Annotated in this window: 13 protein-coding genes; 9 read left to right on the top strand and 4 right to left on the bottom strand. The window is 61.6% G+C overall.

All coding sequences use genetic code 11. The annotated features are described in order from the left end of the window. Positions 1–309 precede the first annotated feature (309 nt). Genes B2J77_RS12825 through msrA form a run of 4 tightly spaced genes read left to right on the top strand, consistent with a single transcriptional unit; the run spans position 310 to position 4785 of the window. Positions 310–2340 (top strand): ATP-binding cassette domain-containing protein, encoded by a 2031-nt coding sequence (locus B2J77_RS12825; RefSeq protein WP_392527249.1) that lies wholly within the window; start codon positions 310–312, stop codon positions 2338–2340. Between the two features lie 17 nt (positions 2341–2357). Further along, the gene (locus B2J77_RS12820; protein ID WP_058637402.1) at positions 2358–3404 is read left to right on the top strand and encodes a glycine betaine ABC transporter substrate-binding protein; all 1047 of its coding nucleotides are present in this window, start codon (positions 2358–2360) and stop codon (positions 3402–3404) included. Next, positions 3401–4321: a homocysteine S-methyltransferase family protein gene (locus tag B2J77_RS12815; RefSeq protein ID WP_078478790.1), complete on the top strand. Its 921-nt coding sequence runs from the start codon at positions 3401–3403 to the stop codon at positions 4319–4321. Before B2J77_RS12820 ends, B2J77_RS12815 begins: the two co-directional genes overlap by 4 nt. Beyond that, positions 4318–4785, top strand: a complete 468-nt coding sequence (msrA, locus tag B2J77_RS12810; protein WP_078478789.1) for a peptide-methionine (S)-S-oxide reductase MsrA — start codon at positions 4318–4320, stop codon at positions 4783–4785. The genes B2J77_RS12815 and msrA overlap by 4 nt, the downstream gene beginning before the upstream one ends. A gap of 50 nt (positions 4786–4835) precedes the next feature. Here msrA and B2J77_RS12805 read toward each other — a convergent pair whose 3' ends face one another. Next, on the bottom strand, positions 4836–7343 hold the full coding sequence (locus B2J77_RS12805; protein ID WP_078478788.1) for an ABC transporter permease: 2508 nt from the start codon (positions 7341–7343) through the stop codon (positions 4836–4838). Further along, positions 7340–8026, bottom strand: coding sequence for an ABC transporter ATP-binding protein (locus tag B2J77_RS12800; protein WP_058637398.1), 687 nt, complete (start codon positions 8024–8026; stop codon positions 7340–7342). The genes B2J77_RS12805 and B2J77_RS12800 overlap by 4 nt, the downstream gene beginning before the upstream one ends. Positions 8027–8036: 10 nt before the next feature. Between B2J77_RS12800 and B2J77_RS12795 the strand changes: the two genes are divergently transcribed. From B2J77_RS12795 to B2J77_RS12785, 3 genes are all read left to right on the top strand, one after another. Continuing rightward, entirely contained in the window at positions 8037–8642 is a 606-nt protein-coding gene (locus B2J77_RS12795; protein WP_058637397.1) for an arylesterase, read from the top strand. 58 nt (positions 8643–8700) lie between these two features. Continuing rightward, complete coding sequence (locus B2J77_RS12790) at positions 8701–8991, top strand: hypothetical protein (protein WP_058603804.1); 291 nt, start codon at positions 8701–8703, stop codon at positions 8989–8991. A gap of 111 nt (positions 8992–9102) precedes the next feature. Further along, positions 9103–10080: a L,D-transpeptidase family protein gene (locus B2J77_RS12785; RefSeq protein WP_078478787.1), complete on the top strand. Its 978-nt coding sequence runs from the start codon at positions 9103–9105 to the stop codon at positions 10078–10080. 117 nt (positions 10081–10197) lie between these two features. Here B2J77_RS12785 and oprI read toward each other — a convergent pair whose 3' ends face one another. Continuing rightward, positions 10198–10449 (bottom strand): outer membrane lipoprotei OprI, encoded by a 252-nt coding sequence (oprI, locus tag B2J77_RS12780; protein ID WP_003259780.1) that lies wholly within the window; start codon positions 10447–10449, stop codon positions 10198–10200. 500 nt (positions 10450–10949) lie between these two features. On the opposite strand from oprI, the gene B2J77_RS12775 reads away from it, so the two are divergent. Continuing rightward, positions 10950–11231: a GNAT family N-acetyltransferase gene (locus tag B2J77_RS12775; RefSeq protein WP_023536046.1), complete on the top strand. Its 282-nt coding sequence runs from the start codon at positions 10950–10952 to the stop codon at positions 11229–11231. A gap of 42 nt (positions 11232–11273) precedes the next feature. On the opposite strand, the gene B2J77_RS12770 is transcribed toward B2J77_RS12775, so the two are convergent. Further along, on the bottom strand, positions 11274–12350 hold the full coding sequence (locus tag B2J77_RS12770) for a 3-deoxy-7-phosphoheptulonate synthase (protein WP_058603806.1): 1077 nt from the start codon (positions 12348–12350) through the stop codon (positions 11274–11276). Positions 12351–12582: 232 nt separating this feature from the next. Between B2J77_RS12770 and B2J77_RS12765 the strand changes: the two genes are divergently transcribed. Further along, a complete protein-coding gene (locus tag B2J77_RS12765; RefSeq protein WP_058637395.1) occupies positions 12583–13536 on the top strand; it encodes a putative 2-dehydropantoate 2-reductase in 954 nt (317 codons plus the stop codon). Positions 13537–13594 lie beyond the last annotated feature (58 nt).

Raw genomic sequence — 13594 nt, 5'->3', positions numbered from 1 at the left:
TCCCATTGGGTGCGCTTGCAACCAACGCAAATAGGCTTGGCGCAAGCCTGGGCCTGCGCCTAAGCTAATTCCAAAAAGATATTTATAAAAGATTTTTAAGATCGATTAGATTTAACTCGATCGGCGCGATTCGCTGCGTTCGCCGATCAGCTTGCAGCCGCTCGATCATTCAGGTCGCAGGCTTGCGGCTTAATCCATCTCACCCCCTGAAGCCAGCGCCTGCTTGCAACAGTGGTTTCATGCTCGGAGTCCCCCGTGACAATCAATCAGAGTGCCTTGGCCGAGAAGCCCCTTCCGTCTCGCCACGTTATCGCTCGTCCTGACAACGACAGAGGGCGTGGCGTCGATGCTGCCCTTGAGTTCAGGGGCGTTACCAAGGCTTATCCTGGCGGCGCATCCGTGTTGCCCGCTGTCGATCAGGTCAATTTGGAAGTGCGGCGGGGAGAGGTGCTGTGCTTGATGGGCACATCCGGCAGCGGAAAGTCCACGTTACTTCGGCACATCAACCGCCTGATAAAGCCCTCCAGTGGCGAAGTCCTGGTCGATGGTCAGGCCATCGGCAACCTGGACGCAAGGGCGCTGCGAGCGTTGCGGTCCCGGCGTATCGGCATGGTCTTCCAGCACTTCGGGCTGTTACCCCACCGCACCGTCCTGGACAATATCGCATTGCCATTGGAATTGCGGGGTACCCCAGAGGCGGTTCGTCATGCAGCGGCCAAGGTGCAGCTACGCGCAGTCGGGCTGGAGGGCTGGGCCGAGCATTATCCCCACCAGCTGTCCGGCGGCATGCAGCAGCGGGTCGGCCTGGCGCGGGCTTTGGTGAGCGAACCGGACATCCTGCTGATGGACGAGCCCTTCAGCGCGCTCGATCCTACCATTCGACGAGACCTGCAAAATCACTTCATGGCGTTAGTCCGTGAGCGCGGTATTACCACCTTGTTGGTTACGCATGACCCCGCAGAGGCCCTGCGCCTGGGTGATAGGATCGCGATCATGCGCCAAGGTCGCCTCGTTCAGGTCGGTACCCCAGCGCAATTGCTGGAAGCACCGGCCGACAGCGAAGTGGCCGACTTCTTTCAGGACCACACCAAGGTCATGCCGCGCGCACGTTCCGTCGCCCCTGCGGCTCCGAAAGAAAACCCCCGAGCAATGCCTGGCCGCACCGTCGTTGGCCGCTGGCAAGCCCTGTTGATGGGGCCTGCGGCGCTGGCCGCCGCCGGCAGAGGCGGCGCCTTCTGGCTCTGCTTGGCCACTGAACTCGCAGCGCTTGCGGTATTGGCCCAGAGCATCGTCGGTTCATCGACGTTGGCAGCCCTGGCGGCCCTGGCCGTATTCGTGACGAACCGAATCATAGCGGCCTCGTTGAGTCGCCAACCGGTGTCGCTCTCCGAGTCAGGCTGGGCGGTGCCGCTTGCAGTACTGATGGTGAGTCAGGTGCTGGTGATCTGGCGTGTGTTTGCACCCGAGACAGGTCACGTTTTGCAGCAGTTTCCGGCTGACCGCCAGCTGATGTTGCAGGTGGCCCAGAGCATTGACCAGTTCATCGCATGGTCGCAGGTGAACTTCGAGCGTGCTTTCATCGGGGTCATCTACATCGTACGCGGCGTCATCGACGGTATCGAGAGTGGGCTGGGCTGGCTGCCTTGGCCCGTTCCTGCCTTGGCGCTGGTACTTCTGGCTTGGCGCTCGGCTGGAACGACGCTTGCGCTGACCAGCACTGCGGCAGTCTTGTACATCGGTCTGTTCGGCTTCTGGGAGCGCACTGTCTCCACCTTGGCGCTGGTCGGCTCTTCGGTATTGATTGCATTGCTCATCGGCGTTCCGACCGGGATCCTGCTGGCCAAGCGCGCGCGGGTGCGACGGCTGGTCACACCGCTACTGGATGTGATGCAAACGCTGCCAACGTTCGTTTATCTGATCCCTGCAGTGGCCTTTTTCTCGGTAGGCAAGACCCCGGCCGTGATCGCCACGGTGGTTTTCGCCCTGGCGCCGATGATCCGTCTGACATCGCTGGGCATCCAGGAAGTACCCAAGGAAACCGTCGAGGCAGCGCTCGCCCATGGCGCAAGCCCTTGGCAAGCGCTGCTCAAGGTGGAGTTGCCGTTGGCACGCCGGTCACTGTTGCTGGGTATCAATCAGACCATCGTCATGAGCCTGTCGATGGTCGTGGTCGCCGCGCTGATCGGCGCTGGTGGGCTGGGCTACGACGTCATGACTGCGCTGCGCAACATCAAAGGCGGGGAGGGCGTGCTGGCAGGCGTGGCGATAGTGCTGTGCGCGCTCATACCCGACCGGATCATTCAATCGAGCTTGCGCCAGCAAGACCCTCTTCGTACCTGAACACAGCGAGAACCCACATGAACAGACACCTGCCCAGCAAACTGGGGACCGCCGCACTGCTGGTTTCCCTTATCTTGCCTGCAGCAGCATCGGCGAAGGAATCGATCGTCATCGGTGAGCAGAACTGGACCGGCGCGATTGCCATTCAACACATCCTGGGCGAAGTCATTCAGAGCCGTCTGGATGGCGAAGTTTCTTACCTGGCAGGCGATGTGCCTGTGCTATTGAGCGCTGCGGCAAAAGGGGATGGCTCGGTTGACGTGCTGACCGACATCTGGCTGCCGAACCAGTCGGCGGCCTGGGCCAAGTACGTCAGCGGTGGGACCAAGTCCTTGGTACCCAATGCCCATCCCTACAGCGGTGTTCAGGGCTTCTACATCCCGGGTTACCTGCAGGACAAATACGGCGTCAAGTCCATCTACGATCTCAACAAGCCTGAAGTGGCCAAGCTGTTCGAGCCGTTGGGCGGTGGCCAGGCGCAATTGCTGGTGGGCCCTGCGGGTTGGGAGTCCACCTACATTGGCCAGATCAAGGCCAAGGATTACGGCTTTGCCGACAAGTTCGAAGCGATCTCGACCGAGGCCTCGGTGACGTACGCCAAGCTGGCGTCAGCCTACAAAGCGCAGCGCGGTGTGGTGTTCTACGCCTACACGCCCGATTGGGTGTTTTCGGCATTCGACCTGCGGCGCCTGGAAGAGCCGGCGTTTGACGGCTATGCCCAGGACAACAAGAAGGGTGATCCGCTTTACAAGGCCGATGGATGCTGGAAGTTCATAAGCCCTACAGTAGACGCCGATTGGCTGAACAAGAGCAAGATCACCTGCGCGTTCCCCGATGCCAAGGTCTATGTGCTTGCATCCGCTGGGCTGCAAAAACGCGCGCCGAAGGTCGCAGCGTTCCTGCACAATTTCGCCATTGACCCCAGCGATCTCAATGCGTTGATACTGAAGATCGAAAAGGAACAGGTACCTGCTGATGTCGCAGCCAAGGCTTGGATCCAGGATCATCAGGCCACCGTCGATCAATGGCTGGCCGCAGCTCCCGCACAGGGCCAAGCCCAATGAGCCAGAGTCCGATTCACCTGCTTGACGGCGGAATGGGGCGGGAACTCAAGCGCAGCGGAGCGCCTTTCAGGCAACCGGAATGGTCAGCGCTCGCGCTGATCGAGTCCCCAGAGCACGTGCTCCAGGCGCACGAGGCGTTCATAAGGGCCGGCGCGCGGGTCGTGACGACCAACAGTTATGCTGTGGTGCCTTTTCACCTAGGCCAGACGCGCTTCGCCGAGCAGGGGCGAGCGCTTGCCGATCGCGCAGGGCGGCTTGCTCGCCAAGCGGCTTCGCAAAGCGCTGTCCCTGTACGCGTCGCCGGCTCGCTGCCGCCGGCGCTCGGGTCTTATCGACCCGACCTGTTCGACCATCAGGCTTCTGTGGCCATCCATCAGGAGCTGATTGCAGGGCTGCAAGAGCATGTAGACGTATGGCTGGCTGAAACGCAAAGCTCAACGGCCGAAGTGCAGGCCGCTGCCCAGGCGCTGGGTGAGCGTTCCAAGCCGCTGTGGGTGTCCTATACGCTGATCGATGATGCCGATCACGCGCCACGTTTGCGTTCAGGGGAGTCGGTGGCTGATGGCGTGCGCTGCGCCCTCTCGGTCGGAGCCAAGTCAGTGCTGTTCAATTGCAGTCAGCCTGAGGTCATGGGGGCTGCGTTGGAGCAGGCTCAGGCCGTCCTTGGCGGTATTGAGCAGCGTGTGGAGCTGGGGGTTTATGCCAACGCTTTCCCGCCTGTGTCGCAAGAGGCCGAGGCCAACACTACGTTACTGGACATCCGTGCAGACCTCGGGCCTGAGCCCTACCTGGACTGGGCCAGAAACTGGGTCGCCGCAGGCGCCACGATCATAGGCGGGTGCTGTGGTATCGGCCCTGAACATATCGAACAACTTCATACACACTTCGCGATTGAGCCAGAGGGCATCACACCATGACGGACAGACAACCACAGCAACGTGTGGAGCAGGCGACTTTTGGTGCGGGCTGCTTCTGGGGCGCCGAAGCGGCCTTCCGGGCTTTGCCGGGTGTAGTAGACAGCCGAGTGGGCTTTGCGCGATCGGCCCAAGGGGAGGCTGACATGATCGAGGTGGTCCAGGTCGACTTCGATCCAGGCCTGACGTCGTACAGCCAACTGGTTGGGCATTTCTGGGGGCTGCATGATCCTACGTCGGTCGACCGTCAGGGCACGGATATTGGCGTCAAATATCGCTCTGCGCTCTTCGTGAGTAACCCTGCTCAGGCTGAACTGGCACAAGCCGCCAAGCAATACTTGGAAGCCTCAGGGAAAGTGAGCAAGCCAGTGGCGACCGTCATCTTGCCATTGGGTGACTTTCAGTTGGCTGACCAGGACCAGCAGCGGTATTTGGAGAAGCACGGCCTGGGCAGCTGCTCGCTGTAAGCCTGGCATGTCGCCAAGACGGTCCTGCGTCACGCAGAACCGTCCTGGCTTCACCCTTCACGCAGGACCGCCAGCGGTGAGGCGTTTAGTGCGCGGCGAGTGCCGAGCACACCCGCGCAGCCGACCAGCAGCGCGCCTGCAACGGGCATCAGCAGCAACCACGGGTGCAGGCTCCACGGCAGTGCGAAAGCGTAGTGATACAAGACGAAGGTGATCAGTTCGCACCCCAGCGCCGCCAGCAAACCGCTCAGTGCTCCCAGCAAGCCGAATTCGATGCGCCGTGTCTTGGTCAGCAATTGGCGTTGGGCCCCCAGGGCACGCAACAGTGCACCTTGACGAATGCGCTCATCCAAGGTGGCTTGAAGGCCTGCGAACAAAACGGCCATTCCTGCGGCCAGTACGAACAGCAGCACGTACTCTACAGCCAGCGTGACCTGAGCAAGTATGCTGCGTAGCTGGGCGAGCAATGCATCGACCTGAAGGATGGTCACCGCAGGAAATGCGCGTGACAGGGCGACGATTTCCTGATCATGCCCGGATGCGAGGTAAAAACTCGTCAGATAGGTGGTAGGCAGCCCTTGCAACGTACCGGGTTGGAAGATCATGTAGAAATTGGGCTGAAAGCTGTCCCAGTGAACGCTGCGCAGACTGGTCACCTTGGCCTGGCGCTGCTGGCCCCCAATATCGAACGTGAGCCTGTCCCCCAGTTTCAGCTGAAGGCTTTCGGCGAGCTGGGCCTCCACCGATACGCCAGGCACATCGTCATCGCTTGGTGATCCTTGCCACCAATGACCACCGGTCAATTGATTGCCGTCAGGCAACTGCGCCGCCCATGTCAGGCTCAGGTCCCGTTGTACGGCGCGTTCGCCTGCAGAGTCCTTCGTGACGATCTGTTGGACCGGCTGCTGGTTGATCTCGATCAGCCGCCCAGGTGTGACCGGGTACAGGGGAGCCGCAGCGGCGTTGATCTGTTTGAGCTGTTGGGCGAAGCGGTCCTGGTCGTCAGGCAGAATATTGAGTGCGAAATGATTCGGGGCATCTTCAGGCAGCTGTGCCTGCCAAGTGTCGAGCAGCTCCGCACGCAGCAGCGCGACCAGGCCCATGGCGAGCAGGATCAGCCCGAAAGCCAAGGCCTGCCCGGCGGCGGCCGTGGGGTGGCGAAGCAACTGCCCCAGCCCCAGGCGCCAGGCCAGCGGCGCCCCTGACAGGAGTCGACGCAGGCTGCGCAAACCCAGCCACAGCAACCCGCCCAGCACCAGGGCTGCCGCCAGGCCGCCTGCCAGGAGTGCGAAGGTGAGCAGCAGGTCAAGGCTCAATCGCCACATGATAAGCCCCAGGGCGAACAGGGCTGCACCGTAGACCAGCCAGCTACTGGGAGGTACAGGGAGCAGGTCACGACGCAGCACCCGCAACGGGGGCACTTTACCCAAGGCTGCAATCGGCGGCAGAGCAAAGCCTGCCAGCGCGACCAGCCCCGTGGCGACGCCAGCCAAGGCCGGCCACAGGCTCCCTGGCGGTACGTCGCTGGGCAGTAATCCGTGCAGCAGCTTGAACAAACCCAGCTGCGCAAGCCAGCCCACTGCGGCGCCCACGATCGCAGCTGCAAGCCCGAGCATGGCCAGCTGCAGGCTGTACAGAAGCAGCGCCTGGCGCCGCGACAGGCCCAGGCAACGCAGCAGGGCGCTGGCGTCCAGGCGCCTGGCGGCATAGCGACTGGCAGACAGCGCCACGGCGACACCGGCCAGCAATACTGCAACGAGGCTGGCCAGGTTCAGGTAACGCTCGGCTTTGCCCAATGCGCCGCCGATCTGCTGGTTGCCATCGCGGGTGTCGCGCAACCGCTGGCTGGCCGAAAGCGTGTTCTCGACGCTGGCGCGGTATTGCGCCAATGCCTCGGCAGGGCCGCTCCACAGGTCACGGTATGTCACGCGGCTGCCGGGTTGCACCACGCCGGTCGCTGGCAGGTCCGCCAGGTTCATCATCACCCGTGGGGTCAAGCTATAGAAGTTGTTTGCCCGGTCCGGTTCATAGGTCAGCACGCGGCTCATGCGCAGGGCCTTCATGCCCACATCGATGCTGTCGCCGATGTTCATGCCCAATGCCGCCAGCAGCCGTGGTTCTACCCACACCTCGCCGGCTGCCGGCCCGCCGCCTGGTTTTTCCTCGGCATAAGGCTCGGCGGCGCTGCGCACCTGGCCGCGCAATGGGTAGGCGTTATCGGCGGCCTTGACCCCCGCGAGTTGGATACCGTTATCTGCGCCCACCACGCTGGTGAACTCGACCACCTGCGCGTGATGCAGCCCCAAAGCCTCGCCGATTGCAATCTGTGGCGCCGCGGCCGGGGCGCTGCCCTGCAGTACCAGGTCAGCGCCCAGGAACTCACTGGCACGCAATTGCATGGCGGCATTGAGCCGGGCGCCGAAATACCCGATGGCGGTACTGGCCGCCACGGCGACCAGGAGCGAAAAGAACAATACCCGCACTTCGCTGGCCCGAAGATCGCGCAGCAGCTGTCGCCAGGCCAGCCCCAGCAGGCGCGCCGCCGGCATGCCCTTCATCCGGCCTCCAAGGGGCTGACCAACTGGCCCGCATCCAGGCGGATATGGCGGTGGCAACGGCGAGCCAGCCGCTCGTCATGGGTCACAAGGATCAAGGTAGTGCCGCGCTCCTGATTGAGTTCGAACAGCAGGTCGCTGATGCGCTCGCCCGTATGGCTGTCGAGGTTGCCCGTCGGTTCGTCGGCAAACAGTACGGCGGGCTGAGCAGCAAAAGCACGGGCAAGAGCCACCCGCTGTTGCTCACCGCCCGACAGCTGCCGCGGCGTATGGGTAAGCCGTTGCCCTAACCCTACGCGTTCGAGCAAGGTGCGCGCGTGATCGCGCGCGTCTGCGCGACCATGCAGTTCCAACGGCAACATCACGTTTTCCAGCGCATTGAGGCTGTCGAGCAACTGAAACGACTGGAACACAAAGCCCACGTGCTCGGCCCGGATGCGGGCCCGCTGGTCCTCATCGAGCACGCCTAGGTCGTGCCCGGCGAGCGTCACCGAACCTTGGCTGGGCTGATCGAGCCCGGCCAGCAGCCCAAGCAGGGTCGATTTGCCTGAACCTGAGGCGCCGACGATGGCAAGGCTGTCCCCTTCGGCCAGCGCCAGCGACATGGGGTGCAGGATGGTAAGTTCACCTTCCGCGCTGGTGACCACTTTGCTAAGGTGCTGCGCAACGAGCATGCTGGGGCCCATGGAGAATCCGATGCGAATGTGGTTGATGAGTGCCGGTCTGGCCCTGTATTGCCTGGCCCAGAGCGCGACTGCGGGAACGGTGCTGATTGTCGGTGATAGTATCAGCGCAGGTTTTGGCCTGGATACCCGCGAAGGTTGGGCATCCTTGTTGCAGACCCGCCTGCGTCAGGAAGGTTTCGACGACAAGGTGGTCAACGCCTCGATCAGTGGCGACACCAGTGCCGGCGGGCAAGCGCGGCTGCCAGCGTTGCTGGCGGCGCACACGCCCGAGGTGGTGGTGCTGGAGTTGGGGGGCAACGATGGGTTGCGCGGCCAGCCGCCAGCGCAACTGCGACAGAACCTTGCCGCGATGATCGATCAGTCGCGCCAGGCAGGTGCCAAGGTCTTGCTGCTGGGCATGCAGTTGCCTCCCAACTATGGCGTCCGCTATACCACTGCTTTCGCCGAGGTGTACAAGGGGTTGGCCAAGGACAAGCAGGTAGCACTGGTGCCGTTTTTCCTGGAAGGGGTTGGCGGCGTTCCTGAGTTGATGCAGGCAGACGGCATCCATCCTGCCCAGGGCGCCCAGCAGCGGCTGCTGGAAAACGCCTGGCCGGCGCTCAAACCCTTGCTCTGACGCTTTAAACGAGGGCGGGTTTGGGCTAATGTTGCGCCCCCCGTTCCGAGTACCCCCGATGCCGCGCCCTGCCTGGTCCCTTTTCGCCTACCAATTGATCGAGCCCGACGAACAGCTTGACCTGTTCGCCTGCCAGGAAAGTCGCGTTCACCTGGTCGCGCGGCAGCTCGAACTCGGCGTGCCGGTGGACAGAACATTGTGCGGGGGGCTGTTGCCTGCGCACCCTCGCTGGTCCGGCGTGCCACGCACCATCTATCGCGATACCCGGCTGTGCGAGCTGTGCCGCGCCATTCTCGATGCGCAGCGGCGAGGCATGCGACCGGTCTGGCCACAATTGCAGGCGGTCTGAGGCGCGCACCTTTCATCATCTGTAACCGCGTCCGGCTCAGGATGCCTCCCGCTGTCTGGGGTGGGGGTGTACAATCATGCCTTTCGTCCCACCTCCCAAAGGATTTACCGGATGTCGCCGCGCTTTCCCGCCGTCACTCGTAGCCTGTCCCTGGCCGCCTTGCTGGTAGCGGGGCCCGCTGTCGCACTGGAGTTGCCACTGCCGCCACCTGGGGACGACATCGTCGGTCAGGTGCATGTGATCAAGGCCAAGTACGAAGATACATTCGCCGATATCGGTACGGCCAATGACCTGGGCTATCTGGAGATGATCGCCGCCAACCCGGGTGTCGATCCCTGGCTGCCTGGCGCAGGCACCGAAATCATCTTGCCCACGCGCTACATCCTGCCACCGGGTCCTCGTGAAGGTATCGTCATCAACCTTGCCGAGTACCGCTTGTATTACTACCCCAAAGGCGAGAATGTGGTGCACACCTTCCCGTTGGGGATCGGTCGCGAAGGCTGGGGCTCGCCGATTGCCAATACCAAGATCATCGCCAAGACGCCAAACCCTACCTGGACGCCGCCGGCGTCGATCCGGGCCGAGCATGCAGCCGATGGCGACATCTTGCCTGCCGTGGTTCCAGCAGGCCCGGACAACCCGCTTGGGCCCTTCAAGTTCACCCTGGGTGTACCGGGTTACTTGATCCATGGCTCAAACAAGAAATTCGGGATCGGCATGCGTACCAGCCATGGCTGCTTCCGCATGCTCAACAACAACGTACTGGAACTGTCGGGCATGGTGCCGGTGGGCACTCCTGTTCGCATCATCAACGAACCGTACAAGTTCGGGTTGAGCGGGGGCAAGGTATACCTCGAAGCCCACACGCCGCTGGATGATCAGGGCAATCCGTCGGTGGTCGACAAGCATACGGCGGTCATCAACGCGTTGCTCAAGCGTGAAGACCTGGCCAATAACCTGCGCATGAACTGGGACATGGTCCGCGACGTCGTGGCTGCCGAAGATGGCATGCCGGTGGAGATTGCCGTGCCCGTCGACAATCAGAGCGCTACGCCCATGGTCTCGACGCTTCCCGAGGAGATACAGTAACCCTCTCTGCGAACTGCGTTGACGGCAACGTAGTGCGCAATCGCGCCTCGGTGTCAAAAAATCGCAAAAAAAAGCCGACCCCAAAGGGGTCGGCTTCATAACAGCCCCAAGGGACTATTATTTGCGGCTGGCTTTGTCCAGCATGCGCAGTGCGCGCTCATTGGCTTCGTCAGCGGTCTGCTGAGCTTTCTGAGCGGCTGCCAGTGCGTCGTCAGCCTTGCGGTAGGCTTCATCGGCACGAGCTTGTGCGCGGGCTGCTGCGTCTTCAGTTGCAGTCAGGCGAGCTTCGGTTTCTTTGGAGACGCTGCTGCAACCGGTAGCCAGAACTGCGGCCAGAGCCAGAGCAGAGAATTTCAGAACGTTGTTCATCGTGTTCCCCTTCAAGGACTTTCTATTAATGAGCCATCTCTCAGAAAAGAGAAACTGGCCGGCGTACATAGTACCCATTACTTGTAGTAAGTAAACTGACTGAACGCAAGAACTGCAAAAAAAAACAGTGCGCAGTTTCTGCGCCAGCCGAGGGGCGCGGCTCATCGCCCCGAGCCAGCAGGGTAACTCTGCACTAACGGCAACTTTCATGTTGAACTAAGGGTGACTTCTACTGTCTTTGCGCGTCTTAGTCCTACATGATTTGCCGGCACTGTCAATGTCACACTTAACAGCGTAAGCCGTTAATGGCTGGCTTTCATCCGAGCGCTTTACTTGAGTAATCCTTCGGTAAGCGCCTAGTATGTGGGTCTACAGAAAACCCGAACGAACGCAGACGTCCAGCGGTCCAACGCGCAATAGACGATGCATGTGCCAAGTGTGCCGGGTATTGACCATCGGTTAGGCTATGGGTCTGCCAAAAAGGCCCGCGAGGAGTAGTGATGAGCGAAGCGCTGACCATCCACCATGACCAGGCGGGTCATCAGTTCGAGACCAATGTGGACGGTCATCGTGCCTATCTGACCTACATGGACTTGGGTAAGCAGACGCTGGACATCTACCGCACCTTCGTACCCAACGCCTTGCGCGGGCGTGGGATCGCAGCTGCCCTTACCGAGCGCGCGCTGCAATATGCCGAGCAGATGGGCTACACGGTGATACCGTCCTGCTCGTACGTGGAGCGTTACATGGAGCGTCAGCAGCGTCACGCCAGCAAGGTGTGATCGCTGCTTTGAACATTAGGGCCTGAACGGCCCCCAAAGGTCTCAGGCGCGATTGCGCTGAGGGAGGACGTCCTTCAACTTCGCGCGCATGCTGCGCAGCGTCTTCTCGGTCGCCGACCAGTCGATGCAGGCGTCCGTCACCGAAACGCCATACTGCAGCTGGGACAAGTCCTTGGGAATGGATTGGCAGCCCCAGTTCAGGTGGCTCTCGACCATCAACCCGATAATCGATTGGTTGCCCTCCAGAATCTGGTTCGCCACGTTTTCCATCACCAGCGGTTGCAAGGCCGGGTCCTTGTTGGAGTTGGCATGGCTGCAATCGACCATGATGTTGGCCTTGATCTTGGCCTTGGCCAGGTCTTGTTCGCACAGGGCGACGCTGACCGAGTCGTAGTTGGGTTTGCCATTACCGCCGCGAAGCACGACATGCCCGTAGGGGTTACCCTTGGTGGTCACGATGGAGACGCCACCTTCCTGGTTGATCCCCAGGAACCGGTGCGGCTTGGACACCGACTGCAGGGCGTTGATAGCGACGGTCAAGCCGCCGTCGGTACCGTTCTTGAAGCCGACGGCCGACGACAGGCCAGAGGCCATTTCGCGGTGGGTCTGCGACTCGGTGGTACGGGCACCGATGGCTGACCAGCTGATCAGATCCTGCAGGTATTGCGGGGAAATCGGATCCAGTGCCTCAGTGGCCGTGGGCAAGCCCATTTCGGCGAGGTCCAGCAGCAGCTTGCGACCGATATGCAAACCATCCTGGATCTTGAAGGAGTCGTCCAGATATGGGTCGTTGATCAGGCCCTTCCAGCCCACGGTGGTACGCGGTTTTTCAAAATATACCCGCATGACCAGGTACAGCGTGTCGGACACTTCTTCGGCCAGGGCCTTCAGGCGCGCTGCGTATTCATGCGCGGCCTTGATGTCGTGGATGGAGCAGGGGCCGACCACGACGAACAGGCGGTGATCCTTGCCATCGAGAATATTGCGCACCACGTCTCGGCCAGCAGTCACGGTCTGCAGGGCCTGGGCGCTAAGGGGGATTTCCTTCTTGAGCTGGTCGGGGGTGATCAGCGTCTCGTTGGATGCAACGTTCAAGTCATCGATCGGTAAATCAGCCATCGTGTTACTCGTCAGGTCACGGGTGCCGGCCGCCAGCTATCCCCGTGCGGCCCAGCAGCAAGAATAATCGCAGCGGGGAGCCGAACCTTAGCGCGTTAGCGTTTGCGCCACAATGGGCATTGCCCCGTGCAGGCGGGGTTTTTCCCGGTAGCAGGGGTCGACGGCGAGCATCGATCTGCGCGAAGGTGCCCAACCGGTGTAATAAGCAGGCTGACATGAGAAGGAGAACCGCATGCACGCGCGCAACCCCCGGATTGGCATCATCGGCAGCGGTGCCATAGGCGGCTTTTACGGGCTGCTGCTGGCAAAGGCCGGCTTCGATGTGCACTTTTTGCTCAGAAGCGAGTATGAAGCGGTCAGTCATCACGGGCTGACCGTCCAGAGCGCTGTCCATGGTCGGCTGCACGCCAAAGTAAATTGCTACGCCGACGCCGCGCAAATGCCACCCTGCGATTGGCTATTGATAGGCGCCAAAGCCACCGGCAACCCGCAACTGGCGCCATTGATCGTGCAGGCCGGTGCACCGGATGCGAAAGTGGTGCTACTGCAGAACGGACTGGATGTCGAAGCGCAACTGCGCCCGTTACTGCGGGCTGATATGCACCTGCTTGGCGGGTTGTGCTTCGTCTGCGCCGACCGCCAGACACCCGGAGTGATTCGCCATCAGGCGTTGGGTACCGTGAACGTGGGTTATCACAGTGGTCCTGGTGACGATGGCGGGCGCCGCCTGGTGGAGCAGGGGGTTTCATTGTTCCAGGCTGCGGGGGTGAGTTCTGTGGGCATGCCTGATCTGGCTGGCGCCCGGTGGCAAAAGTTGGTGTGGAACGTGCCTTTTAACGGCCTGTCAGTGTTGCTCGGCGCCAGCACTGCCCAGCTGCTGGGCGACAGCCATGCCCGCACGCTGGTGCAAGCCTTGATGGAGGAGGTGATGGTGGGCGCTGTCGCTTGTGGTCATGCCATGCCCGCAGGCTATGCTCAGCAACTGCTGAGCATGACCGAGCGCATGCCTGATTACTGGCCCAGCATGTACCACGACCACGTTCATCATCGACCTCTAGAGACAGAGGCCATCTATGCAGCGCCTCTGGCCCGCGCCCAGTCCGCGGGTTGCCATTTGCCCCGCATGGAGATGTTGTACCAGTCGCTGAGGTTCCTCGGTAAAAACAGTGAAGGGGCCATGCTCTAGGCGCAGTCATGCGCCGGGCTGGGCAAGCGAGGCGCCGATGCGCTGCTAAGCTCAAGTT

Source organism: Pseudomonas parafulva, from assembly GCF_002021815.1.
In the GTDB taxonomy this organism is placed as follows: Bacteria; Pseudomonadota; Gammaproteobacteria; order Pseudomonadales; family Pseudomonadaceae; genus Aquipseudomonas; species Aquipseudomonas parafulva_B.
Note: the sequence above shows the minus strand (reverse complement) of the source record. Positions and strands in the feature narration are given on the sequence as shown.